The following is a 26,259-nucleotide window of genomic DNA, read 5'->3' on the forward strand; positions in this document are numbered from 1 at the left end:
AGGGCGGCCTTCACGGACTGCCGACTTTGCATAAACTGACTTTCCGGGAACCAGGTGGTGCCCAACCCCAGGCAAGTCGAAAAGTTCCCAGTCCGCCCGACATGTCAGAGATTTAGTGGGTGTTCGCATGGCGAAGGCCGCCTGACGGTTGGCAAGCCAGTCGTGGATCCCAAGCGCACGAGCAGCCGAATGCCTGGCATCTCGAGAGGTAAGTAGTTATCCAGGCCGTTATTGCTTGCACCTAGCCGAAGGTGATCCCTGTCTGTCGACCAACATTTGTTAATGTTTTTCTTTATTTGTTGTCCGGAACACAGATTTATATTGCAGAGCTGGAACTGATCGATTCTCCAGAAGTTGCGGGGTCAGTCAGGAGAACGTACTATGTCGGGCAACGAAGTTCATCGAGACACCTCGCCTCTACCAAGGATCCGCGTTGTGGATGTTCGCGCGTTCCGCGGACCGCATCTCTACAGCATGACGCCAATGGTCCAGATCCGGATCGATCTCGGGGCTCTTGAGGCGTTCCCAACAGACAAGTTGCCCGGATTTTCCGAACAGGTCGTCCGCCTGTTGCCCGGCCTCGCTGCCCATGGCTGCAGCTACGGCGTCCCCGGCGGCTTCGTCCGCCGCATGCAGGAAGGAACCTGGCTCGGCCACGTCGTCGAGCACGCGGCCCTGGAACTGCAGAGCATGCTCGGCCACCGGGTGACACGCGGAAAGACACGGTCGGTCAAAGGCAGTCCGGGCACCTACAACGTCATGTTCGCCTACAAGGATGAGGTGGTGGGCCTGCTCGCCGGACGAGTTGCGCTCGAGCTGGTGGACAGCCTGTTGCCCGCCAATCTGAATGGCGTAGAGGGGCTCGGCGACATTGCCGAAGCGCAGGGGCAATTCGAGTTCGCGGCGAGGTTGCAGCAGCTCAGGGCACTTGCAGCCGAGCGTGCCTTGGGGCCAACGACCGCCTCCCTGGTGCGTGAGGCCGAGCGACGGGGCATTCCCGCGGCGCGAATGGATGACACCAGCCTCGTGCTACTTGGCCACGGCAAGCACCAGAAGCGGATCCGCGCGAGCTGCAGCGATCTCACCTCTGAGATCGCGACCGAGATCGCCTCCGACAAAGACCTCACCAAGTTCCTGCTGGAGCAGGCCGGGCTGCCGGTGCCACGCGGCCAACTGGTGCGGTCGGCACAGGACGCTATCGCGGCGGCGGCACGACTCGGCTATCCCGTCGTCACCAAACCACTCGACGGCAATCACGGAAACGGCGTCAACATTCGTCTCGGCACTGAAGACGAGGTTCGCTGGGGCTTCGAACAGGCGCGGGAACACGGCCGCAGCGTCATCGTCGAGCAACACTTCGTCGGCTCGGACCATAGAATCCTGGTGATCGGCGGAAAGGTGGTGGCGCTTGCCGAGAGGGTCCCAGCACATGTCGTCGGCGATGGCAGGAGCTCTGTCGCCGAGCTCGTCGAGGAGACGAACCGCGACCCGCGAAGGGGAGAGGGCCATTCCTCGGTATTGACCCGCATCGAAATCGACGAATGCGTCGAGCATTTCCTGTCGAAGTCGCAGCTCACCATTTCGAGCGTTCCAGCGCCAGGTCAAATGGTATTCTTGCGGCCCACCGCCAATTTGTCCACCGGCGGGACGGCAATCGACCGGACAGAAGAAATCCATCCGGAAAACACGTTGATTGCAAGGCGGGCGGCACATATCGTCGGTCTCGACATTGCCGGCATCGATTTCGTCTGCCCCGACATCTCCAGGCCGGTCAGCGAGACCGGCGGCGGCATCATAGAGGTGAACGCCGGTCCCGGCTTCCGCATGCATCTCGAACCCTCCTCGGGGCGCGCCCGAAACGTCGCACGGCCAGTGCTCGACCTCCTCTTCAGGGGCAGCAAGGACGGCCGGATTCCGATTTTCGCCATTACCGGGACCAACGGCAAGTCGACCACCGCCCGAATGCTGGCGCACATCCTGCAGGCGAATGGCGCAACCGTCGGCCTCACCTCGACCACAGGCGTCTACCTGAACGGCGAGCGGATCATGACAGGCGATTGCTCGGGTCCGCAAAGCGCCAGGATTGTGCTGCGCGAACCGGGTGTGGACGTCGCCGTGCTGGAATGTGCGCGTGGGGGGATCCTGCGCGAAGGGCTTGCCTTCGATACGTGCGACATTGGCGCGGTGCTGAACGTCCATGGCGATCATCTCGGGCTGAGGGGCATCGACACCATCGAGGATCTGGCCGAAGTGAAGTCGGTCGTCGTCGAGTCCGTCCGCCGCGGCGGATGGAGCATCCTCAACGCCGACGACGTGCACACGTCAGCAATGTCGTGCGATGCTGGAGGCAGTATCTGCTACTTCTCGCTGGCGAACAGGAGTGAGTGGCCCGGTTTCCTGCGCAGCCACCTGGCGGATGGTGGCCGCGCCGTGACGCGCGAGCGCAGCCGGGACGGCTGGGACATCTTTATCCACGAGGATGGGGAATCGATATTCCTGATGAGCGTTGACGAAATCCCCGCGACTTTCGAGGGATCGGCCGAATTCAACGTTGCCAACAGCCTAGCCGCTATTGCGATGGCGCATTGCCACGGTATCCCCGCGGCGACGATCCGGGCGGCACTGGCCGACTTCACCACCTCGTTCGAGCAATCTCCCGGTCGCCTCAATGTCTTCGACGGGCACGGTTTCCGCACCATCGTCGATTACGCGCACAATCCCGAAGGGCTGAAAGCGCTCGGAAACCTTGTTTCCCATATGAGGCGCGGCTATCAGCGCACGATCGGCCTTGTCGCGATACCAGGTGACCGCCGCGATTGCGACATACGCGAGATGGGTGCGGTGGCTTCGCGGATATTCGATGTCATTGTATTCAAGGAGGATGAGCAGGAGTTGCGCGGCCGCGCCCACGGCGCGATCGCGCGCTTGCTGCGGGAGGGGGCCTTGAACGCCGGCTGCGCCCCAGGCCGCATTCAAGCCGTCTGTCCCGAAAAGGAGGCAGTCGAGGTGTGCCTGCAGCTTGCTCGGGAAAACGACCTTGTCGTGCTCACCGTTGACAACATCGAGGCTGTTTGGCGGCAGGTGACGGGCTTCGTGAGCGGGGCGCCTTCGCGGCGAGGGCCTGATGAAACCCAAGTGCCTCATCTGAGGGCCGGCTGATGTGGTCACTCATCCTGCATGGCGGCGCCAAGGAGATCGATCCGGACGAAGAGGAGGCGCATCGCAACGGGTGCATCAGGGCCATCGAGGCCGGCCGCGCCGTCCTGGCCGGAGGCGGAACAGCGGTCAATGCGGTGGAAGCCGCCGGTCGTGTCCTCGAAGCCGACCCTACGTTCAATGCGGGCTATGGCGCCGCTCTGAATTCGGACGGTGAGGTGGAAATGTGCGCCGCCGTGATGGAGGGCAAGGAGTTCAATGTGGGTGCCGTTGCCGTTATCAAGGGCGTGTGGCATCCGATCAGTGTTGCCAGGGCCATGCTGCATGAGGAGCCGATGCTGCTGGCGTCGGACGGCGCCCGGCGTTTCGCCGCTGACAAGGGGCTGGAGCTTTGCGATCCGGCGGACTTGATCCCGCCGCAGCAAGGCAAGGCCTCCACCAAGTCGAGGGCGACGGATACGATCGGCATCGTTGCCTTGGACCAGTACGGGGATCTCGCAGTGGGCACTTCGACTGGCGGACTGGAGGGTTGTGCTCCGGGCCGCGTCGGCGATTCCCCGCAGCCCGGCTGCGGCTACTACGCCGACAACCAGCTTGGAGCAGTGGCCTTCTCCGGGGACGGCGAGCATATCGCGCGAAAGGTTCTCGCTGCCCGCGTCATGCAGGCACTCTCCTCGGGACAGGCAGCAGCGGCCGGCGCGGAGGAGGTGCTGGAGCCTTCGCTCAGGGAGGTGGAGGCGATCGGCGGCGAAGCAGGCGGCATCGTGCTTACGTCTGCCGGCAGGTCCGGCTGGGCGCACAACAGCAGGGACTTCGCGGTCGCGTTCATGACCAGCGAGGACAACAACCCGCATGTTTTCATGCGCAAGAAAGACGAGGGCAAATGACTGACAAGAAGAAAAGGCGACCCTCAAACGGCAAAGCCGGAACTCTCATCATCATCGGAGGCCACGAGGATCACGATGGCGATCGCGTCATCTTGAAGGAGGTCGCCAGCCTCGTGCCGAATGGCCGACTCGTGCTTGCCACGATAGCCTCGCATGAGCCGGATGGTTATCTCGAGAAGTATCAGAAGTCCTTCGGCGCGCTGGGTATCAAGGATGTTATCGAGCTCTACGTCAACGACCGTCTCGAGGCGGCATATGAGGACAAGATACGGGCGCTGGAAAACGTGAGTGCCGTCNGTCTTCTTCTCCGGCGGCGACCAGCTCCGGATCACCAGCCAGATCGGCGACACGCCAATCGACGTGCGCGTGCACGAAATCTATGAAGGCGGGGGCATTATCGCCGGGACCTCAGCAGGCGCATCGGTCATGAGCGACACGATGATGGTGAAGGGTCCGAACGCCGCGTCCTTTCGGATCGGCCATATTCGCATGGCGCCGGGACTTGGCCTGCTGCCCAACGTGATCATCGACCAGCACTTTGCGGAGCGTGGCCGCATCGGGCGGCTCATCGGGGCGGTGTCGCAGAACCCGCGCGTACTCGGCATCGGCATCGATGAAGACACGGCGATCGTGGTGAAGGGCGGGATGTTCAAGGTCATTGGCAGCGGCGCTGTATATCTGGTCGATGCAGCCGGCGTGACGCATTCTAACATTGCAGAGGCTGAAGCTGATGCGGCCCTGTCTATCCATGACTTGAAGGTTCACGTGCTGAGCTCCGGCAATGGGTTCGATCTTGCCAATCGACGCCCAGTGGGAGTTCCCGAAGAGTTCGCCACTGTTAGGGCAAAATCAGCGGCAGGGTCCGCGTGACCGCCTTAAAGCAGCGCCGATGCAGATGTGCACACCGAAAAAGCCGCTCGATTCCGGTAGCGTCCTGCGCTCTTAGGTGGAGTCCAGCAGGATCTCAAACCGAACAAAGCTTCACGCTGCTTGCGGCAACCGCGTCCCTGGCAGCATACAGTCAGGCGTGCGCTAGGAAAGCCTAGCCCAGGGCTGGACTGGAGGACAGACACCACGATTGAGGGGGGGTGAATGTTGGCGTCGCCGACAAGGGCAGAACCGACAGTGGCAGAGATCCGGCAAGGCTGCCCTCGATGGGTCATTGCTTGGAGTGGTTCACGCTCGCCCGCCGAAGGGCCAATCATGGCAGGGCCATCGTTGTTGCCGATGATCAGGTGCTTGCACCCGAGATGCCAGACCTCTCGGCCAACGGTTGGCTCCAAACGCAAGCCAGCGCCTGGTGATGCCGGGCCAAAGAGGCGATGTGACCTCGCTCGAGTCGCAGAACGTGCATAGAAATGTGTGTTGGAGATGAAAATGACCATGCGCAGTAGGCGCGCTGCGATGAGCAATTGGCGAGCGCCGCTAATTCAGGTTGCCGGAGCGCCCTTCGCCTTATCATCCATCCCGATGGGAGCTTCACTGAGCATCTTGAGTGCCTCGTCCATGGTGAGCCCACACTTGCGGGCGAAGTAGAGCGCCTCGATCCGCTTTTCACGATCGGTCCGGTACTCCGTCTTCTGNGGTGAGCCCACACTTGCGGGCGAAGTAGAGCGCCTCGATCCGCTTTTCACGATCGGTCCGGTACTCCGTCTTCTGCTTGGCCTTCGTGCCCATCAGTCCTATCGCCTACTAACGACGGTGCGAAGAGCCCGCGCCGTGGGAGGGAACCGGCGCGGGCGATCGGGTCACCGATCTTGCAGCTTGACTGCCGCGTGCCCCGAACTGTGTTGTGACGCGTTTGTTCCGAGCGTCGCAGACGTTCCCGACGGAAGCACATAACGGTTCGGCAGAACCGGTCATCCTCTGGTCGCACTTACGGGAGGCTGGTCGCCTCCCCCTGCGGCGGATCGTGGTCATCTGGCGGCAGATGCCAGCCTCAGGAGCTTTTCGCCATTCTCATACTTTACTTCGGCGATCAATGCTGTCCATCTGGAGTCCTTAAGGGCATGCCTCGTCAGGTCTTCAGCCCTTGCTGCCGGCGAGGCGCGCCTGTTCCACCACGTAATTGGCCAGTCCAGGGCATGCACCCATGTGCCCGATGTGGCGATCAGCCCCTTCCGGCGCAGTTCCTGGAGCATGCTGTTCACGTGCACCGTCGAGGGGTCCAAAGCGTCGCCAAACGCTGCCTGGGCGATCGGAATATCGGCGACGTGGTCCTCAATACGTCCGAGTTACAGGAGTTATATGGCGTATCCACAGCGAGCATCCGGGCGTTCACTCTCCATTCGACCTTAGCGCAATATTCTGCACAGCTCTTGCCGGAACAGCTTCGCGAGCTGATCAAGGCGACCGGAAGAGATCGCGGCGCCTTGGTAGCGGCTGCAGCGCACGGGCGCTATCGAATGGAGGGCCGCTTACCCAGGACTAGAAGCGAAGTCGACCATGAAGACGGCGGTATTCGGGGAATGGCGCAACGTGCTTGGAAGCGCTCCAGAGTCGTTCACCACTCACAGCGGCCTCGGTAGCTCGCCTTCGACAGATTCTTCCGAGGTGCGGGTCTGGAATGGCGCCAAAATTGTCTCGAGCTCCCGGAACATCGGTCCGCCCCTGTGGTTCGAGAAGCAGCGGCACAGTCGAACCAACCAGGCGTCGGACCGCTTAGGATAGGCGCGAGGTCCCTACCCACAGATCTTGCGAAAATAGGAGCAACCTATGCGAGCGTTGGTCTGGCACGGCAAGGAGGACATACGCTGCGATCAGGTTTCGGACCCGGAAATTGAGGATGAACGTGACGCGATCATCAGGGTGACGAGTTGCGCCATATGTGGCTCCGACCTTCACCTCTACCACAACTATCTGCCAGCCATGCTGCCTGGCGACATCATGGGCCACGAGATGATGGGAGAGGTCGTCGAGGTCGGCAAGGGCGTCGACGGCGCTCTGAAGAAGGGAGACCGCATCGTCGTACCGTTTACCATCATCTGCGGCCAGTGCGACCAGTGCAAGCGACAGAACTTTTCGGTTTGCGAACGCACGAACCGCAAGAAGAATCTCGGTGACAAGGTGTTCGGGCATACCACCGCGGGTCTGTTCGGCTACACTCATTTGACTGGCGGCTATCCCGGGGGACAGGCGGAATACGTGCGTGTGCCGTTCGCTGATGCCACGCACGTAAAGGTGCCTGACAGCCTTACCGACGAACAGGTTCTCTTCCTCGGCGACATTTTTCCTACCGGATGGCAAGCAGCGGTACAGTGCGACATTGAGCCTACCGATACAGTTGCGGTGTGGGGCTGCGGCCCAGTCGGGCAGATGGCTATACGCAGCGCCCTGCTGCTCGGCGCGAAACAGGTGGTGGCGATCGATTGCCTGCCGGAACGGCTTTCCATGGCTGCGGCCGGCGGCGCCATCGCAATCAATTTCGCCCAGGAAAGTGTCGCCGAACGACTGAAGGAACTGACCGGCGGAAAGGGCCCGGAGAAGTGCATCGATTGCGTCGGCATGGAGAGCCATGTTTCGCTGGCCCAGCCCGATACCGTCTACGATCGAGCAAAGCAGTTAATGCTGATGGAAAATGATCGACCGCACGTTTTGCGTGAGATGATCTATGTCTGCCGCCCGGCGGGCGTGATCTCGATACCCGGCGTCTACAGCGGGCTGGTCGACAAAATTCCGATGGGACAGGCAATGAACAAGGGGCTCACCTTCCGAATGGGACAGACCCATGTCAACCGTTGGACCGAGGATCTGTTGCGCCGCATCGAAGATGGCCAGATCGACCCGTCCTTCGTCATCACCCATACCGTCGGGCTTGAGCAGGGACCGGAAATGTACAAGGTGTTCCGCGACAAGCAGGACAGCTGCATCAAGGTCGTATTGAAACCGTAGGAACCGTCATGAACGTGGTTGCGAAGCTTACCAACATCACCCGATCGCCTGGCGATCCCAAAGTACTGAAGGCTGGGCCGAGTGTGGCCGGCGCCTCCGACAAACTTGCCCGCAAGCTCGGCTGGTTCAGCATCGCGCTAGGTGTGGCCGAGCTTCTCGGCGCCGAGCGGATCGCCCGAGCGCTCGGCATGAGCGGCAAGGAAGATCTGATCCGTGCTTATGGGGCGCGGGAGATAGGCAGCGGCATACTCTCACTTTCAGTGGATAAGCAGGCCGGGCTGTGGAGCCGGGTCGCTGGCGACGGCCTGGACATCGCAACGTTGGTGACAGCGTATCGGCATCACAATCCCAAGCGCGACAATGTGGGCCTTGCGCTTGCCATGGTCGCCGGCATCACATTGCTCGACATCATTGGTGCGAAGGGCGTGACGGCGCGACACTCTCGCAGCGGTGCCAGGCCGCGCGACTACGGCGATCGAAGCGGCTTCCCCAGAGGCACTGCCGCAGCCCGCGACTTTGCCCGGTCGCAGCGTAGCCAGGACCCCGGCGCGGCCTGACAGAGGGTCCTTAGCGAGATGCGACTTGCGACAGGTCGCATCTCGCCAGGCCACAACGCATTGGGTAGTTGCCTGGTGTCGGAAAGAGCCGAGCCATCTTGGTATCACCGCCGCGCACGGTTTGTGGCGGGGCGTGGTAGCACGAAGAAGCAGCGATACGGCCCCGGGTGGAGCGTTCCATGTCTGCCCGGTAGGTCCTTATGCCGAGCCGCATTCGGGCAGCTCGGTCTGTTCCGCAACCTCTTTTTGCAGGTTTCGGCGCGAGCGTTCCGCTGCGTCGGAATTCTTTTCGTCGCCTGTCCGCTCGAGTTCGCGATCGATGGTCTCGCGAGACCCCTCTACCGGATCCTGTTGCGGAGATGTTTTCGGGCCGGTTTCGATCTTGCCTTCGCCGGGAACGGCGCGGTCGGGAGATTTCGACATTTTCAGCTTCCCTTCGTCAGTGGTCACACCTCGACATTTGGAATGAGTATGGTGGCACCCCCCGCCCAACAGGATCGTGGATGATTTGTTCCGAGGCAGGACCCCGCAGGTTCGTTTGGCCCGCCCGCATTGGTTGCGATTCGCTCCCGGGCCCGGAACATTCGAGGCAATTGAAAGTTCGGCTCAGTGTCCCCAACCTCACCCTCGGAAGCCCTCATTCGCAAGCTGCAGAGAATCTCTGAGCTGCGGGAGTCCGATCTGGCGGTCCTGAGAGGAATCCCCATCCAGGAGAAGGAATTTCAGGCCAATCATGACCTTGTCCGTGAGGGCGACCGGCCTTCCCATTCGTTTGTCCTCATCGACGGCCTGGTCGGCTCCACCAAGTATACCGGGGAGGGTAAGCGGCAGATCACATCATTCTTCGTGACCGGCGACATTCCAGATCTGCACGGACTACATCTTTCGGTGATGGACTGCACCTTCTCGACCCTGGCGCCATCGCGTGTCGGCTTCATGCGGCACGACACGCTGCGCGCCATGTGCGAACAGCACCCTAGCATCGCCACAGCGTTCTGGCGGTCGACGCTGATCGACGCCGCCATCTACAGGGAATGGGTCACCAACGTCGGACGCCGTGAGGCCCTTTCGCGCATGGCTCACATGTTGTGTGAGCTGATCTACCGGCTGCGTTCGGTCCGGCGCATCAAGGACCACGTGGCGGAAATTCCCATCACGCAGGCAGCGCTTGGCGACGCCCTGGGCCTGTCGACCGTACATGTGAACAGAATGCTGCAGGAGTTGCGCCGCAAGGGCCTGATTGCCACATCAGGAGCCCGGATGCATGTCCTGAATTGGCCAGATCTCGTCCACGCAGGGGATTTCGACACGATTTACCTGCACCAGAGGAACCCCGAAGCCGGGCAGTGACGGAAGCTCTCCGATGGCAAGATATTTCTTTGACGGTGGTGACTCGAACCATGTGGTCGAGGATGAGGTGGGTATTGATTGCGCGGGGCTGGAAGAGGCGCGCCGCGCGGGCCTGGAAGGCTTGAAAGACCTGGCGAGAGACGCGCTGAAAGATTCCGATGGACAGCTATTGTTCATCGAGGTCAGGGATGAAAGCGGCGAAAAACTGCTAAAGCTCTGCATTTGTCTACAGGTTACCGCGATGGGATGACAGGCCGTGAAAAGCCACTGCCCAGTTCGGTACCGGGCATCTCTTGCGAGTTTGCGGGCACGAAACAATCGCGCCTAACCGCAGTTCGAGCCAGTCAGCGGATCTGCCTGACCAGATCCCTCCGTCGGCCCTCCCACGGCACGGGTGCTCGATCGCCAGGAGGCGATAAAATGGGGGCGATAGCATCGATGGGCAAGAAGGCCAAGCAGAACACCGAGTCTCGGGCGGATCGCGAACGGGCATCGAAGCGGACTACTTTGACCGAAAGTGCGGCATCACCGAAGACGAGGCACTCAAGATTCTCAAGAATGCCGGTCGCAGCATCGATGAAGAAGCGAAACGGCGGTCAGGCGACCGGTAGAAGCAACCGTCGATTGATCGTCGCAACCGATCGCGGCGCATGATCTATCTCGACACCTTTTCAACAATCCGTTCATGCCGCGGGCCGGACCCCGGTTAGACCGACAGAGGCAGCTGAGAGACCATTGCGGCATGCGGCCGAGGCCACCTTGCTGTCGAGCGGAATGCATGGATTCCGTCGGGCGCCGAAGGTGAAACGTGCCTTCACGGATGGGAATGCTGCGATCCATCGCTTCCACTGTACCGATATGTGAGGAGCCGAAAAGCAGCGCGATCTGGTCTCTCAAGAGCTTGCCCCACCAGGCTCTGAAGAGGTCGTTCCAGCGCCGCCGCCCCGACCGCCGTCTCGTCAACATGATCGCCGAAAGCGCTGTGCTGTGGGCCTGCAATCACTTCGATCGCTCAGGCGAGAACGCCGGTTAAGGCGCAGCAGGCGCCTCGGCGACCTTTTGCTGCAAATTCTTGCAGGCTCTGCTGCGGATCCGTCGCCGGCGTGACCCGACGCTTCAGGAGGTGGTTCTCGGCCGCTTGTGTCGGGCGAAATCGGAATCTTTTGTAGGCTCCCAGCCTGCGGGCAATGGGCGACGCTCGGCGAACCGGCTGGGCGCAAGCACCCTGCCCTGCCCCAGGCTGCCCTAGTCGATGATGGTCAACGTGCAGCTGGCGAGAGCGCGTCGCTGCTGTCTCCGTCTTTTGGTGGACGAGGCATACAGGTGAATTTGTCGATCATTTCGGAGCACCGCCTGCGGGCTGCTGTGATGAGCCATGTGCCCGGACTTCGCGATTAATTCAATCAGTGACCTGAAACGTCGGCATGCAAGCATTCCGCTTCACGCCGGGCAGCTCGCTGCTGATTTTCTGGATCCGGCGAAGCGGACTTAACGCTCGGCTTTCGGCGCCTGGCGATGACCTCGACGCGGCGGAAGGTCAGGGCACGGCGCGGCAGCTGTTTCAGGACCACGGCGCATTCGATGTTTGGTCGGCACGGTGGCGTGAGCGCATCGCCAGCAAAGCAGCCGACACGACCGCGCGCCGGGTCGCTATGCATTCCATCAGTCCCAAATTCATCCCGCGCAACCATCGCATCGAGGCGATGATCCAGGCGCGCTGGGCGGGGACTATCGAACAGCCTGTCCCCTGCTCCAGCGACAATTCCGGTCGACTTGCCTTCACACCTTTCGAGGAGATTCTAGAGGTCGTCAGGCCGGCCCTTCGATGAGCAGCCAGACATGAGAGATATGCTGACCCGCCACGCCCGGACGAACGCGTCATACAGACGTTCTACGGTGCATGAGACATTGGTGATGTCCGTTTAACATGTGCAAATGCGGCAGACCCTTTGGCAAGCTATCGTCTTGAGTAATTTTCGGAAGGTCTGACCTATGACGATTGTAGAATTAGCATTCGAATTGCTGGCACGGAAGCTTGTAGACTACACTGGAATATCCGACGAAGATGCTCGTGAGCTTGTCGCCGCCATGGGCGCCGACTGGTCATCGCTCGTGCGAGCAGCGAGGGTGATCAAAGAGACTTAGGTCTTTCGACAATTAGCCGCAGGCAGATCGGACCAGACGCTGCTGCCGGGCGGCCCCGATGGGGTAGCCGACCTTGGACTGCCATTCCGGCCACTTACAAAAATCGCGCTGCCCGACCAAACCCGAGTGCTCGGTTTTCGGCAGCCGGATCCGCGTATGCGATCTGCACTTGCCAGGCGGNGCTGCCCGACCAAACCCGAGTGCTCGGTTTTCGGCAGCCGGATCCGCGTATGCGATCTGCACTTGCCAGGCGGTTGCAGCGACGGATGTGGGCTCGTCGTAATCAGGCCGCCTGGCTGACCCCAATCTCGCGGCCACGGAGCTTCGGAACACTCGTGCGCCGACGTCGAGCCCGGTTTCTCTCGGCGTCCAGCAATTTATCTTCCCCAGTTAAGCCGTTCATGAATAGCTTGAGCGAGTGTGCAGCCAAGCGCTCCCGCTCTGGCGATTAGGCGCGACACTTCGCTCGCTACTAATTGGCTCAGCAACTCGGGCAAGCATTGCGATTTCGTTCGGCTCCAAAAAATGACCCGGTACAACATGCCGCTCTCCTGAAAAGCCTCTGCATCCAAGCACGCAGGTCGCCGGAGGCTGGTAATTAACTTCGATAACGCCCATTTCAGATTGGATGCCGCCTTTGCTGCTCAGTGATTGGAACTTGACACCTAAAAGCCTGCTCCGGCCGCAATTGGCGCAACAGAGCGGCAAAGCGCCAGCTCGGGCAGGAGGTCCCCCAAAAAGTTGAAAGCAAGCAGAAGCGTCGTGGACCTCTAAGGCTGCCTAGACCAATGCCATCGGTAGATAGCGAATGATGATCTCGTCCTGCCGGAAACGGCGCTCCAGCTCCGCTCGGCGCCTTTGCCAATCGGGCAGATCGACTTCGTCCGTCATCACCTCGAAGATGACGATTTCATCGGTGTCGGACTGCTTTCCCGGCTTCCAAACCCCTTCCGCAGGTGTCCGAAAATACGCGGTAACACCTTTGAACGTAGCGGCGAGTTCGTCCTTCACACGATCGAAGTCGTCGTTGGCGAAGGGCTCTCCAGCGTTGTCGGAACGAGGAAGCAGTATCTGGACAAGGTGCATGCGCGCCTCCAAGATCTTTCAACGGCAAGACGGGCAAGATGTTCCTTCGGCTGGCGCGATGCGTGGGCTCGTCGTTGGCAGCGCCTCGCAGCCCAGCGGATCAGCGTTCCCGCAAGCAAGCTCTACGGCCGGATCCACATCGCACCCCACTGCGACCGCAGTGGCGGCCGATTGAAGGCACCGTCCGTTTTCAACGGGTTGCTGAGGGTCTTGTCGATTTGCCATCCACCGCAAAGTCGGCGGGGTGTGGAACTAATGAAAAACTCGACCGTTACGGTGCTCTCTATCAGAGCGTGAGGGCAACTTTGGAAAGAGACGATGCTTCACCTGTAGCGACCGGCATTCAAGGCCTCGATTATATCCTGCGAGGAGGCTATGCAAAATTCCGGTCCCATTTGGTGGAGGGCCGCCCAGGGTCGGGCAAGACGACACTCGGCCTTCAGTTCCTGATCAATGGCATCCAAAATGGCGAAAAATGCCTGTACATCACTCTTTCCGAGAGCAAGCGTGAGCTCCAGTCTGTAGCTTATCGACATGGCTTGTCGCTGGACGGCATCGAGATCCTGGAACTGGTTCCCCCTGAACTTAGCTTGGATCCGTCACAACTCCAGACACTGGTGCATTCGTCCGACCTCGAGCTCGGCGAAACGGTTCAAACTGCGATTGCCGAAGTCGACCGGCTCAAGCCTGACCGCGTGGTGTTCGACTCCCTGTCCGAGATCCGCTTGCTGTCCCAAGGCTCCTTGCGCTATCGCCGGCAGGTTCTGGCCTTGAAGAGCTTCTTTCTCCTCCACAACGTTACCGTGCTCCTCCTCGACGACCTGACCGCTGAACATGACGATCTGAATCTGCACTCCATCAGCCATGGAGTGATCAGGATGGAACAGCTGTCGCCTGTTTACGGAGGTGAACGCCGCCGCTTGCGTGTCATTAAGATGCGAGGCGTAGAGCTGCGGGGCGGGTTCCATGACTTTGTGATCCGCCCAGGCGGGGTCAAGGTTTTTCCGCGGCTGGTCGCAGCTGAACATTATGACGGTGAGCACGGGCCGCCGGCACTGAGTGGCACTTCTCTGGATGCTCTCCTGGGAGGCGGCTTGGCACGCGGTACGAGTACGCTCTTGATGGGCCCCTCCGGTATCGGCAAATCCACCATCGCATCGACCTTCTGCCACGCTGCGCTTCAACGTGGTGAAACTGCCCTGATTCTATTGTTCGACGAGACGACGAGGATCTTTCTCGCGCGAGCCAAAGGACTGGGCCTGGAGTTAGAACCCTTCGTCGAGAGTGGCCTGCTCCTGCTCGAAAAAATAGAGCCCGCCGAGCTGTCACCCGGTGAATTGTCGTCACGTATTCAAGCTGCGATAGACGGCGCGGATGCTCGGCTTGTGGTGATCGACAGCCTGACCGGCTACTTGAATGCAATGGCGGAAGAACAGCATCTCGTCCTCCAAATGCATGAGATCCTTACCTACCTTAACCAGAAAGGCGTCGTCACAATCTTGCTGTTGGCGAACCATGGGCTGCTGGGGCAAATGGCGGCGCCAGTGGACATGACCTACCTCTGCGATTCCGTAATGCTATTGCGCTTTTTCGAGAACGGTGGACGTTTGAGGCGGGCGATCTCCGTGGTCAAGAAGCGGGTTGGCTCGCACGAGGACACTATTCGCGAATTTAAGATTAGCGAGGGCGGTGTGGCGGTAGGGGAGCCCCTAGTTCAGTTCCGAGGTATCCTGACGGGAGTGCCTTCATTCGAGGGCAAGCGGAGCGACCTCCTTCAAGACCAGACATCGTGATGTCAGCCGACAACGGAGTTCTGATCCTCGCCCCGCTCGGGCGCGATGCGAAGATTGCGGCGTCTATCCTCACGGCGAAAGGCATCGCGACGAGAATCTGTGGCGATTTGCAGGAGGCTGTCTCCCTTCTCGATACCGCGCAGTGCCTCGTGGTCGCCGAAGAAGCCTTGACCCATTCCGATCGAAAGCTGTTTGCCGCGTGGATCGATGGCCAGCCAGCGTGGTCGGACTTACCCATCGTTCTCCTGACAATGCGTGAGACTGAACTTGATGATCGACTTAGATTTCTTGATCACTACGTTATCGTGCTTGAGCGGCCGCTTCTGGCTTCAAGTCTCTTAAACTCCGTGCGCTCGGCCCTGCGCGCCCGCGCGCGACAGTTGGAGGTCAAATCCTTGCTCGAACAGCAGGAGGAAGTGGCCCAGCGACAGAGGCTTTTGATCCGGGAGCTTCATCATCGTGTGAAAAACACCCTAGCCAACGTTCGGGCGATGATGGGAGCAACTGCCAGGTCGAGTGAAAGCATCGACCATTTGGTCAGGGACTTTTCGTCCAGGCTAGTTTCGCTGGCCGAAACGCACTCGATGTTGACGGACGACTACTGGCAGACAGCTTTATTGCACAAGCTGCTGGAAACAGAACTCCGGCCCTACGGTACCCTCGAGCCCTCGCGCATTTCGATGCAGGGTCCTGATGTTTCGCTCGTGGCGGATCTCGCCATACCCATCGGCATGGCTTTTCACGAATTGGCCTCAAATTCTTCGAAATACGGCGCGCTGTCCAAGCCTGAGGGAAGGCTTGAAATCCGATGGTCAGTCGATTTGCCCGCAGGTGCGAGGAAGCTCGACTTTTTCTGGCGGGAGCGCGATGGCCCCAAGATAGAACCTCCTGAACGGCGTGGATTTGGCACGACCTTGCTGGAGAAGGTTGTCGCCGTACAATGCCAGGCCGAGATTGATCTGAAGTATCACCCTGACGGTCTGCAATTCGCCATGACACTGCCGCTCCGCAACACCAGGCTCGTTCCGCCATATTAACGACGTGCCCAAAGGTATCGAAGGCTGATGTCGATGCGTAGCCATCGTCCACGACTGGGGTGGCACGGGGCACGTTGTTGCGTTCATAGCCGAGTTACACCCTTTCGACGACCCAACCCACCGCCTCAAGTATATCCCTAGACTAGCAGCGCGCGGTCCGCTCGAAATAGAACACCTGGTGCCGCTTTGAGGCCTTATTGATAAACGTGTTGGAACGTTGATGAACCAATTCTTGCCAACATGAAGGTCGCTGTTCACATTCCCAAGGTTTGATCGGGCTCCAGATGAAGGAAAGCTGCGAGTGAGCGACGAGCAGCGTCGTGGGCAGGCTGATCGTGGGTTGAACGAAACTGCGCCAACGCGTGCTCCACTCCACTCACCGCCCTGCGTTAGCTGCATCTGATGCAAGACTTGGTGGGTGATCATTGCGAGCCTGGCTTCGCGGTGCAGCGCGCTGTGTTCACCCTTCCGGCATCGAAGTCTCAGATCCACATGATCGGTTCCTCCGACATTGTAACGACACCAAGCAAATGCTGGCGTCGGCGTTGGTTCCGACGGCCAGAAAATCGCTAGATTTATCGGCGGGAATTCGCGCCCGCCCGAGGCCGTTCATCGTGGCTCAACTCGGGTGCCGATACCGGTGGTCATGCTGCACCGAAACCTCGTGCCTGAGAAAGCGGATGGCACTCAGTCGGTATAAACGGGCATGTTCAGACCGCCCTGCTCTTCGAAGCTGACGGCGGGAAGAGGACGGCGACGGCAACCCTCCTCGGCCCCGCGTTTAATTGCATGCTGGCGGAACTCAACTCTATCGACATTGTTGGGGGCGTGTAGGTGCTTCGACACAAGTGAGGAGATCTTTGCAGGCCCGCCCCGAGATCCCGAAGACCCTGATTGCCACTCCCGCGTCGGGTGGCGGCGAGCCGCCAGGGTCGCGGTCATGCCGAGACTCCGCCTCAATTTTCGCCGGTAAGCTCAATCCCGACGCCGGCTCCCACCCCTCACCCGGCCAAGGCAAGCCAATAGCTGGCAACGTCAAGGATCGTGCTGATAATCGCAATGTTTACGACTTCTTGAAGGTTTGCTCCGGCACCCCCCGCCCAGGCGAAATTGACGCGCTGCGGGTGCTGGAATGTCGAGGTTTTGCAGAGGCCAAGTGCAGCGCCATCGGTCGCGATGTTGCGGTGTCAAATCCAGCGACCAAGCAATGCGGATTGGACTTTATCTCCATGCCAGGTTGCGCCCTATGAAGGTCCTCGTAGCGGGCGCAACTGGTCTGATTGGCACTGCGGTATGCTCGCGGCTTATCCAGGAAGGACACGAGGTTTATCGGGTGGTTCGCCCCGGCCGATCGCGTCGTTGTGCAGGCAGTCGCGAGATCGTCTTGGATGTCGCGCGAGCTTTGGATCCGGCAGACTGGCATTCGCATCTGTCAGGGATCGATGCTGTCGTCAACTGCGTCGGCGTGCTTCAAGACGGCCTGCAGGATGACCCGCGTGCGGTTCACTACAGCGCGGCAGAAGCGTTGTTCAAGGCATGCGCGCAGACTGGCGTCGCGAAAGTCATCCATTTTTCCGCAATTGGGGTAGACCGACTACAACCCTCTCCGTTTTCGTCCAGCAAACTAGCGGGCGATGAAGCGCTAACAGCCCTTGATCTTGACTGGGTCATCCTGCGTCCCTCAGTCGTACTTGGACGGCCCGTCTACGGCGCGAGCGCGCTGTTTCGCGGGTTAGCCGCTCTACCACTCCTTCCCGTGATGCCAAATACGGGCCACCTCCAGGTTGTCCAACTGGACGACGTCGTCGCCACGGTCGTATTTTTTCTCCACCCCGACAGTCCTTCTCGCCTGGCGCTGGAGATGGCCGGACCCGAAGCGCTCTTGATGAGCGACGTTATCGACCAGTATCGTTGCTGGTTCGGGTGGAGAAAGGCTCGAGAATTTGTCGTCCCGGGCTGGGCGGCCAGATTGCTCTACCGAGCGGGCGATCTGGCAGGCATGCTCGGATGGCGGCCAGCGATGCGGACGAACGCCGCGAAGGAGATCACGCGAGGTGCGACGGGCGATCCTCAGCCTTGGATAAGGACTACTGGGCTCCAGCCCTCGAGCCTGTCGAGCGCACTGGCGGCCAACCCCGCTACGGTACAGGAACGGTGGTTTGCTCGCCTCTATTTCATTAAGCCAGCGATTTTCGTCGTGCTTTCTTTCTTCTGGATTACGACTGGCATCATCTCCCTCACCAGCGGCTGGCGTAGCGGCGTCGACCTTCTGATCAATACAGCACTGAGCGCACTGGCCGAGCCAGCAGTCGTGGCAGGCGCGCTTGCCGACATTGCGGTCGGCACACTGATTGCCTGGCGACCAACTGCCAGGCTGGGACTTTGGGGCGCCATCGGCATCTCCTTATTCTATGCGGTCTGTGGCACGATCTTGCGTCCGGACCTTTGGAACGAGCCGCTCGGGCCGCTGATGAAGATCCTGCCAATCCTTGTCGTGCACTTTGTTGCGGCGGCGATACTGGAGGAGCGCTGATGGTCTATTTCCTGCTGAAGTTCCTCCACATCGTCGGGGCCGCCGTGCTACTCGGCACGGGCGCTGGTATCGCTTTCTTCATGCTGCTCGCGCACCGGACAGGCAACGCGGCGACAATTGCCGCAGTAGCCCGCATCGTCGTCGTCGCGGATTTTCTGTTCACCGCCACGGCCGTTGTTGCGCAGCCTATGACAGGAGCCGCGCTCGCCTGGGTGGCTGGTTACTCGCTGTGGGACGGCTGGATCGTCCTGTCGATTCTGCTCTACATCCTGACGGGTCTTTTCTGGCTTCCAGTCGTCTGGATGCAGATGACGATGCGCAATCTGGCGTGTGAGGCGGCGGCGGCTGGCCAGCCTCCACCCGAGCGCTACAATCAATTGTTTCGGCTGTGGTTCATCTTCGGCTTCCCAGCATTCGCAGCGGTGACCGCTATCTACTGGTTGATGATTACGCGACCCGCCATCGAATGGATCTGACGTCACGGCCGGTTTGGCCTTGGGAAGTCGCGCTTTTAGATGCCGTTTGCTGGAGGTTGTGCGGCCGCAAAAGTCAGGCTTTCGGTGGCGCGCTCTATCGAAGGCTGTTCGGACACAACTTTTTTCGGCGCCTTCTGGCCAGGAACTGAGAGGCGCCCACTTAACTTTCCGTGCCCTCGACACGTTCCCTCCAGGACACGGAGAAGCCCGCTGGCCCGAGCCAGCAGGCAGTCATGCGCGGGAAGCTGTGGCACCCGGCAATGCTCCGGCCAAACTGGCCTTGGCCTTCAGGGCATCGTTCCAATGTCCACACAGTGTGCGCTAATCTGGTCGCGATCCCCACACGGCCTCGCCTAATCCGTTTGCCCGTACTTGATCGTGTGACCCTGGTCATGTCGCCTGTCGCCTGTCGCCTGTCGCTGTCGGCGCACGGCGGACCTGCAGGCTGCCATGGCTGGCGCGGTAGAGGAACTCCGTTGGGCGCCCTAGCATCCACCTAGCGTTTTCTTCGTTGGCTCGCCATTTGCATCCAAGACGGAATGCTGTCCCAGCCGATCGGCCCTCGGGCGAGCCGTTTTCGCTCGCGTGCTTTACGCTCCGCATCGATGACGACCCGAGATTCCCGGTCAGTCGTTCGTGTCTTAGCTTGTCGACTTTGCGACGCATTCGGTCCTTGAAAATCGTCACCCGCGCTCCGGCGCCCAGCCAGCTTTGGTGGTTTAGGTTGCAAACGATGGCGCCGAACACGCCTTTGCCGATCGCAGTGGGCCCGCCTCACTGGCGAGGGAAGCGGGCCCGGCCAGGTATTGGGGACCTGACCAGCAGCACGGGAGCTGCCGCCTCTCGAACCAGCCGACGAATATCAGGTTCCCATAACTTTGCATAAAAGGCGGCGGGCTGAGCCAGCGGGCCAGATGACAAGGAGGGAAGCGCCGAAACAGAAATATGCTGTCTGGCTCCCGAACCTCTGGCCTGTCACATTCCGGTTGGTGACAGCGGGGGAGCACTTATGAAGAAGGCTGACCAGGAGTCAGTTTCGAACCAGCGCGAACGCGCCAGTGCATGACTCCGCCTGGACCTAGACTCTAGTCGGCTTGGAAGCGCGAAGGCGAAACGGCTAGTGGCCGTCGCCGCACAGTTGCAGTACCTTTTGGCTGCACCGACTGCGGGTGAACGTCGTGACAGTCTTGACCTTTGCAGTTCCGACATTTCTGGGCGCCCAGCCAACAAACCTCTGCTTGCAGATTGCCCCATCGGCGGGGCTGGGCGGCTTCGCACGGCTATCGATCCACGTCGCCCAAAACAATGTCCAGTGAACCTAAAATGGCCGTGACATCGGCTAACATATGGCCACGGCAGAGCCGGTCCATTGCTTGGAGATGAGCGAAGCTCGGCGGACGCAGCTTGCATCGGTAAGGCTTGTTCGTGCCGTCGGCCACGAGGTAGACGCCAAATTCCCCCTTCGGCGCTTCCACCGCCGCGTAAACCTCGCCGGCCGGCACACGAAAGCCCTCCGTATAGAGCTTGAAATGATGGATCAAAGCCTCCATCGAACGCTTCATGGCCGCACGTCTGGGCGGGACGACCTTGCCGTCTGTATTGGAAACCGGCCCAGGTCCCTCGCTTGCGAGCAGGTCGATACACTGCCGCATGATCTTGGCCGACTGGCGCATCTCCTCCATACGCACCAGGTACCGGTCGAAACAATCGCCGTTCCTGCCGACGGGTATATCGAAGTCCATCTCGGCATAGCACTCGTATGGCTGGGCCTTTCGCAAGTCCCAGGCGGCACCTGATCCCCGCACCATCACACCTGAAAAACCCCACGCCCAAGCGTCACTTTGCGAGATCTGCCCGATGTCCACGTTGCGAAGTTTGAAGATGCGGTTGTCCGTCAGCAGCCTGTCCAGATCGTCCACGGTTTTGCGGAAGGGTTCGATCCAATTGCCGATGTCTGTGATCAAGTCTGGCGGCAGATCCTGATGAACGCCGCCGGGACGGAAATACGCGGCATGCATCCGAGAGCCGCTGGCCCGCTCGTAGAAGACCATCAGTTTCTCGCGTTCGACAAACCCCCACAAGGGCGGGGTCAGTGCTCCCACGTCCATGGCTTGGGTGGTGACATTGAGCAGGTGAGAAAGTATCCGCGAAATCTCGCTGAACAGAACCCGGATCAGCTGGCCACGCCGCGGCACGGCTAGACCCATCAGCTTCTCGATTGCAAGGCACCAAGCATGTTCCTGGCTCATGGGTGCCACATAATCGAGACGATCGAAATACGGCAGCGCCTGGAGATAAGTCTTGGTTTCGATCAGTTTCTCGGTGCCGCGATGAAGCAGGCCGATATGAGGGTCGACACGATCGACGACCTCGCCGTCGAGCTCAAGAACCAGCCGTAGCACGCCGTGCGCCGCAGGATGCTGTGGACCGAAATTGATGTTGAAATTTCGGACGGAATTCTCTGCCATCTAGCGGCTCCTTCGAGAGGCCCGCCTAACTTCCCTCCAAGCAGGAGGTTCCATCCGTACGCCCCGCCGGCATTGTTCCACCAGGCTCTGCCGCTCCAAACTTCGGCTCGTGCTCAACCGCTTCCGCCAACTGACTGAGGAAATTCACCAGAGCAGCTTGCGGATCATCGAGTTCACCGACCACCGCTGAAATACCCCAACTGCCGAGCACCGCCTCCTCCACAGGGTTTCGGCTGGTCATGAAGATGAAAGAAGGAGGGCGATCTTTTTCATAGCCGGATCGATGCCAGGTTTGCCAGAGGCGATGCAACAGCAACCGGATGTTCGGGTCGGAGAGGCTATAGCCTATGAAGAGGATCGTGCTGCCAAGTGCATCGGAACGAAACCGCACATCGAGAGGGGAATTAAAGGAAAGCCGGTCTAGGTAATCCGTTTCGGTCAGTACAAGGGAAGAATCCTCATCGAAGTCGCCGTGGAATTTTATGATATGGGTGACCCCCTGGCGGGCTTGCGCTACATCGCGTGCATTGGCCACCTTGACGTATCGCCGACCGTATATTTCGAAAGCCAGTTCCAGGTTCCGGTCGTAATTCGTGGTATAGATGATGGGGAAGTTGAGCATCACGATGAGGCGATGCAACTCCGATTTCTCGATCCGATCCTTGGCGACCGACCAGTTTCTGTCCATCCAACTGCGCAGTGGTCCGATGCTGCCATGCCTTATCCGATAGTACTCGGCAAGAGTCTGAAAACGGTCGCGTCGCGTCGAAAACTCGTCATCAATCCCAAGTTCTTTTGCCATCTGCTCGATGAGTTTTTCCCAAGACGGAAGCCCAACGCTGATCGACACACCCGCCCCGACGAAGAGGATCGCGCTACCGCGGCCGATAGCTTTTGCCAGCGATGCGAGCCCGTCGTTCATGGATAGGTGCCGGTGCTGAATGAGGCGCTCCAAAAAGTTGCGGCCGTGGCAGAGGGCATCAGGGTTCTCTTTCGCGTCACTGGCATTGTTGTCGACCAAACCAAGAGAGCCGCGCTGTGTTCCCGTGGCGGTGTCCGAAACCTGCGTCAGTGCCGAATGCTTCGCTTCTGATCGAATTGGCAACGCTCATTGCCAGAGCTGCGATCGATGGAGGACAGTTTGTCGAGTTCGACCTCAATGAGCCTGCGCGGGCGGCCAAGGCGGCCATCCGCTCTCGGGTCGTCACCGGGAGAATGCCGCAGGCCGGTCGGCGAACTGTACCTGGGTTCGAATCCCACTCGCTCCGCCATCGGGCATTGATTGCATTGTGTAATTTTAGACTTAGCGGAGCTTACCCGCCATCATGCCCATCATTCAGAATGACATTGCTTGATTTCAATTGCGACAATTGCATGCCTCGTTCACGGGTTAGGAGAGCACGAAGTTACTTTGTTTTTCCTCCGCATATGCACCCCCCGTCACCTTGATCAAACCGGCCAGGTCGACGATGGTGATTTCGCGGCGCTTAGCATGGATCAGCCCCCGTTCCAGCATTTGAAGGGCAACTGTGACGCGGGGCCTCCGGGCGCCGAGCATTGTCGCTAGGAACTCATGCGTCAGGTCGATCAGGTCTCCGTCGGCCCGGTCGTGACTCTGCCGACCAGATCGCCCACGAGATCATTCGAAGGGTAGTGTCTTAGTTTGAAATTTGCCAGCGAGCCTCAATCGAGCTTCTGGATACGCCCCTTTTCGAGACGAAACGTCCCGTGCGTTCCGCCTTGACGCTCGAAGTCGCTCTGTAGTTCGTCCCATGTGCCAAGATACTCGCGGCAACCGGCGCAATTGATCGGCGTGCGAGGTTAGACGTCTTTGGGAATCTGCAGTCGGATAATGCCGCAATAGGGGCATTCCAAAAGATGGTCCAGATACTTGCCGGCCCTAGTTTCAATGGTCGTGTCGACTTCCTCGCCCGTCACAATGACATCCTCAACGTTGCCGATCACGTGAGCGGGTCGCTTGGGTCCGGTGGGCATACCTGGAAAGTCCTTGAAGACAGTGCACGGGCAAGCGGGCCAACCGCAGCGACAATCTCAGCCGTTGGGATATGCGCCTCAATTGCAGCAGCAGTAAGGTTGAACACATGGGACGCGATCCCGATGCCTTTGAGGTCAGGATGGTTGAGGCTGTTAGCCACGTAGCTGTCGAACAGTTGTCGGGCGCGGATCGACACGTGTCCTCTCCATGCTTTCCGCGAACCATATAGGAACTTGACACGCGGCGACAATGGCGTTCGCGACGGCGCGACGCACACTTGAGAGATCCGAGAAATGGAACCTGAGCCTGTCCAACTCGTTAAAATGGTGGCGGTCGATTCCTCTGGATGTAGCCGCGCCTAATGAAAAGCCCGCCACGGTACCGACCCAGGGTGGGCTTTTCAGCGCTACCAGCCGTAGCTCGGGAAGCCGTGACAGGCCCACTAAGTGGTCGGTTCGCTTCGTGGTGTCGGATGTTGCTGATTTAGCAGCGTAGCCAAGGCCATGATGATCTGGGGCATCGCGAACGGCTTCGAGATCATAATGCTTCCCGGAACACCCTCTACGCCCCAGTGAATCGCGCTATCCCCGCTGATGTACACCACAGGAAAGGCGGGATTGGTCCCTCGCAGGTGCTTGGCTAGATCCCATCCGGTCTTTCCCCGACCTAGTCGAATGTCAGTAACCAGGCTGCTAAAGCTTTCCGGCTTGTCGCTAAACGCCTCAATGGCCGCTTCAGCATTGCGAGCTGCCACAACTCGAAACCCGGCCTCTTCCAAGGCNAGTCGAATGTCGGTAACCAGGCTGCTGAAACTTCCCGGCTTCTCGCTAAACGCCTCAATGGCCGCTTCAGCATTGCGAGCTGCCACAACTCGAAACCCGGCCTCTTCCAAGGCCGTTCCGATATCGAGTAAGATCAACGGCTCGTCTTCAACGACCAGAACTAAACTGTTTTCCATGCTGGATGACCCCCATAAGCCGGCAGCCACAACGCGCACTTTAGTTTCTTCTAATGGATCAAGCAGTTGTGATACGGTAGGGCATGCAATCGTTTATCCCATTTACCAAATTTGATTTGGCCGAAGGGTTGATCGAGATCGAGCTAGCGCGAGCGATACGTGTCAGCCTTGCGCACCAGCGTGCGCGAATGTTTGCTCTACTTTCCGACCTTGCAGACCTCCGCGTGGACCTCATAGACTCAGCCGCAATCCGCGCTCATATGCGAGCGGGCGCTACCCAGCCGTAGGGGCGGTGCCGTGCGCTCCGGGGCATCTCAACCGGCGGCCGCAGTCAGTTGATAGGCCTTATCACTGTAATCGGGGCCGAATTTTGTATCGAGAAATGAGAACATCGTGCGCGCCGCCGTCGAGTCGCGTATCGGTTTGATCGTATAGCGTTCACTCCGCCGCAGGACGCACAGCTCCGGTGGTATTCCACTGGATGAACTCGACTTCCTTTCCGGTCACCTCACGCACCGCCTTCAACAGCGCCTCGTGCAGGATCCGGGTTGAGCGGTAATGCTCGCAGTGTGGCGAGATGAACGGCTTGATGATGCTCTTGTGCAGAGCCTCTGCGGCCGTCAGGAAGCGCTCGATTTCAGCCTGCGAGAGTTGCTTTGATGGTTTGGACCTGGCCATTGGCGGATCTCCGTTTGAGAGGTACGCCGCAACGAGAGGATTATATTCCTCACCAGGGTCCGCTTGCAAGAAGGTGCGTAAGAATGCCCGCTATTTTTCCCGAAAATCCTTGAGAGAGGCGTGACGTAGCTTCTCTTCGCCCTTCAGGAACCGCACGCGGCCGACCAGACCAGGCTTTAGCCATTCTGCCTTTGCCTTGGCCAAGCCTATCGGAACGGGTCCGCCGACTTTCCCCTGCACGCGGTCCCATAGCGCTTGCCGTTTGTGAGCCTTAAACGTGACGAAGGCGCCACCGGCATAGTGGCCCTTGTCCGCCATCAGGACCATCGCGGGTTTCCCGGCCTCACGCTGGACGCCAATGATGTCCATTTCCTTTTCGGTATAGCACTTGATCTTGCGCCAGTTCATGGTCGGCCCGCTGCGATAGGTGCTGCCCTTGCGCTTTGAAACCATTCCCTCAAGGCCGGCTTTGTCGACAAGGTGATAGACGGCATCGCCGGTTCCCGGCATTGCTTCGCTGAACTGGATGCGGCCACCAGTCGGGATCAATGCCTGGAGAATGTCGCGGCGGTCTTCCACCGGCATGTCGCGTAAATCGCGCCCGTTGAGGTGCAGGAGGTCGAATGCCACCAGATAGAGGTCGCGCGATGGCTTGCGGCTGGTGACGGCTGATTGCAGTGCATGGAAGTCGGACAGGCCGGCTTCGTTGATGCTGATCGCCTCGCCGTCGATGGTGAAGTCTTTCGCTTCGATCGCCGCTGCTTCGCCGGCAAGCTGGATATAGCGGCCGGTCCAGTCATAGCCGTTCTTGGTTATCAACCGAATTCCGTCGTCATCCTTGATGACCTGGGTCCTGTACCCATCGAACTTGATCTCGTGGGTCCACTCATCGCCTTGNAATTCCGTCGTCATCCTTGATGACCTGGGTCCTGTACCCATCGAACTTGATCTCGTGGGTCCACTCATCGCCTTGCGGCGGGGTGTCGACCAGCTCGGGCTCCATCGGCTTAATGAACTTCAGACGCATCAACTCACTCACGACACCGTCCGATACAATAACCTTTAGCTAAAATAGTTCCGGAACATTTAGCATGGCCGGATGTTGCAGCCCGCATGACAAAGCTATCTGATCTTGGCCCGTCTGATGTGGGCCGCACCCGGTCCCCCTTCGTGCCAAACTACGTTGAATCCGCTTGATGCTCGCTCCCGAAAGACATAAATTGCAGCCTTATAGGCTATTGGAAGGTA

The 26,259-nt window shown here is 59.6% G+C and carries 20 protein-coding genes and 1 pseudogene; 12 read left to right on the forward strand and 9 right to left on the reverse strand.

The genetic code is table 11. The features are described from left to right. The first annotated feature begins 435 nt into the window (after positions 1 to 435). The 5 genes from cphA to X739_RS140505 all read left to right on the forward strand — a co-directional run bounded on the left by cphA (position 436) and on the right by X739_RS140505 (position 8,491). Complete coding sequence (cphA, locus tag X739_RS140530; protein WP_032924436.1) at positions 436 to 3,159, forward strand: cyanophycin synthetase; 2,724 nt, start codon at positions 436 to 438, stop codon at positions 3,157 to 3,159. Next, positions 3,159 to 4,043 (forward strand): isoaspartyl peptidase/L-asparaginase family protein, encoded by an 885-nt coding sequence (locus tag X739_RS140525; protein ID WP_023795890.1) that lies wholly within the window; start codon positions 3,159 to 3,161, stop codon positions 4,041 to 4,043. Before cphA ends, X739_RS140525 begins: the two co-directional genes overlap by 1 nt. A 288-nt stretch (positions 4,044 to 4,331) precedes the next feature. Next, on the forward strand, positions 4,332 to 4,913 hold the full coding sequence (locus tag X739_RS01000000166595; RefSeq protein ID WP_023795892.1) for a cyanophycinase: 582 nt from the start codon (positions 4,332 to 4,334) through the stop codon (positions 4,911 to 4,913). Between the two features lie 1,845 nt (positions 4,914 to 6,758). After that, positions 6,759 to 7,934, forward strand: a complete 1,176-nt coding sequence (locus tag X739_RS140510; RefSeq protein WP_023795896.1) for a zinc-dependent alcohol dehydrogenase — start codon at positions 6,759 to 6,761, stop codon at positions 7,932 to 7,934. A gap of 8 nt (positions 7,935 to 7,942) precedes the next feature. Beyond that, a complete protein-coding gene (locus X739_RS140505; RefSeq protein ID WP_023795897.1) occupies positions 7,943 to 8,491 on the forward strand; it encodes a hypothetical protein in 549 nt (182 codons plus the stop codon). A gap of 198 nt (positions 8,492 to 8,689) precedes the next feature. Here X739_RS140505 and X739_RS140500 read toward each other — a convergent pair whose 3' ends face one another. Next, on the reverse strand, positions 8,690 to 8,914 hold the full coding sequence (locus X739_RS140500; RefSeq protein ID WP_023795898.1) for a hypothetical protein: 225 nt from the start codon (positions 8,912 to 8,914) through the stop codon (positions 8,690 to 8,692). 186 nt (positions 8,915 to 9,100) lie between these two features. Here X739_RS140500 and X739_RS140495 point away from each other — a divergent pair, with 186 nt between their 5' ends. The 3 genes from X739_RS140495 (at position 9,101) to X739_RS140480 (ending at position 11,670) form a co-directional block, all read left to right on the forward strand. Beyond that, on the forward strand, positions 9,101 to 9,841 hold the full coding sequence (locus tag X739_RS140495) for a Crp/Fnr family transcriptional regulator (protein WP_023795899.1): 741 nt from the start codon (positions 9,101 to 9,103) through the stop codon (positions 9,839 to 9,841). 13 nt (positions 9,842 to 9,854) lie between these two features. Then, entirely contained in the window at positions 9,855 to 10,091 is a 237-nt protein-coding gene (locus X739_RS140490; protein WP_023795900.1) for a hypothetical protein, read from the forward strand. 1,174 nt (positions 10,092 to 11,265) lie between these two features. Next, positions 11,266 to 11,670: a hypothetical protein gene (locus X739_RS140480; RefSeq protein WP_023795902.1), complete on the forward strand. Its 405-nt coding sequence runs from the start codon at positions 11,266 to 11,268 to the stop codon at positions 11,668 to 11,670. A gap of 1,096 nt (positions 11,671 to 12,766) precedes the next feature. On the opposite strand, the gene X739_RS140475 is transcribed toward X739_RS140480, so the two are convergent. Next, a complete protein-coding gene (locus X739_RS140475; RefSeq protein ID WP_245273944.1) occupies positions 12,767 to 13,084 on the reverse strand; it encodes a hypothetical protein in 318 nt (105 codons plus the stop codon). Positions 13,085 to 13,377: 293 nt separating this feature from the next. On the opposite strand from X739_RS140475, the gene X739_RS140470 reads away from it, so the two are divergent. The 4 genes from X739_RS140470 (at position 13,378) to X739_RS140455 (ending at position 18,911) form a co-directional block, all read left to right on the forward strand. Next, on the forward strand, positions 13,378 to 14,865 hold the full coding sequence (locus X739_RS140470) for an ATPase domain-containing protein (protein WP_031252377.1): 1,488 nt from the start codon (positions 13,378 to 13,380) through the stop codon (positions 14,863 to 14,865). Further along, entirely contained in the window at positions 14,865 to 15,902 is a 1,038-nt protein-coding gene (locus tag X739_RS140465) for a sensor histidine kinase (protein ID WP_023795906.1), read from the forward strand. Before X739_RS140470 ends, X739_RS140465 begins: the two co-directional genes overlap by 1 nt. Positions 15,903 to 17,148: 1,246 nt before the next feature. Beyond that, on the forward strand, positions 17,149 to 18,435 hold the full coding sequence (locus X739_RS140460; protein WP_031252379.1) for an SDR family oxidoreductase: 1,287 nt from the start codon (positions 17,149 to 17,151) through the stop codon (positions 18,433 to 18,435). Next, on the forward strand, positions 18,435 to 18,911 hold the full coding sequence (locus X739_RS140455) for a DUF2269 family protein (RefSeq protein ID WP_023795908.1): 477 nt from the start codon (positions 18,435 to 18,437) through the stop codon (positions 18,909 to 18,911). The genes X739_RS140460 and X739_RS140455 overlap by 1 nt, the downstream gene beginning before the upstream one ends. Before the next feature lie 1,280 nt (positions 18,912 to 20,191). Here X739_RS140455 and X739_RS140450 read toward each other — a convergent pair. From X739_RS140450 to X739_RS03975, 7 genes and pseudogenes are all read right to left on the reverse strand, one after another. Next, entirely contained in the window at positions 20,192 to 21,379 is a 1,188-nt protein-coding gene (locus X739_RS140450) for an NADH-quinone oxidoreductase subunit D (RefSeq protein ID WP_023795909.1), read from the reverse strand. A gap of 25 nt (positions 21,380 to 21,404) precedes the next feature. Next, positions 21,405 to 22,301 (reverse strand): SIR2 family protein, encoded by an 897-nt coding sequence (locus tag X739_RS0135515; protein WP_051410640.1) that lies wholly within the window; start codon positions 22,299 to 22,301, stop codon positions 21,405 to 21,407. Between the two features lie 468 nt (positions 22,302 to 22,769). After that, a complete protein-coding gene (locus tag X739_RS1000000168550; RefSeq protein WP_348625778.1) occupies positions 22,770 to 22,970 on the reverse strand; it encodes a helix-turn-helix domain-containing protein in 201 nt (66 codons plus the stop codon). Between the two features lie 370 nt (positions 22,971 to 23,340). Then, the gene (locus tag X739_RS1000000169580; protein WP_023795914.1) at positions 23,341 to 23,571 is read right to left on the reverse strand and encodes a hypothetical protein; all 231 of its coding nucleotides are present in this window, start codon (positions 23,569 to 23,571) and stop codon (positions 23,341 to 23,343) included. 246 nt (positions 23,572 to 23,817) lie between these two features. After that, positions 23,818 to 24,333: a response regulator gene (locus tag X739_RS140440; protein WP_051410635.1), complete on the reverse strand. Its 516-nt coding sequence runs from the start codon at positions 24,331 to 24,333 to the stop codon at positions 23,818 to 23,820. 438 nt (positions 24,334 to 24,771) lie between these two features. After that, positions 24,772 to 25,011 (reverse strand): hypothetical protein, encoded by a 240-nt coding sequence (locus tag X739_RS140430; RefSeq protein WP_023795917.1) that lies wholly within the window; start codon positions 25,009 to 25,011, stop codon positions 24,772 to 24,774. A 90-nt stretch (positions 25,012 to 25,101) separates the two neighbouring features. Further along, positions 25,102 to 26,038 (reverse strand): annotated as a pseudogene (locus X739_RS03975) (ATP-dependent DNA ligase). Between the last annotated feature and the right edge of the window lie 221 nt (positions 26,039 to 26,259).

It is taken from the genome of Mesorhizobium sp. LNHC209A00 (genome assembly GCF_000502915.1).
Lineage (GTDB): Bacteria > Pseudomonadota > Alphaproteobacteria > Rhizobiales > Rhizobiaceae > Mesorhizobium.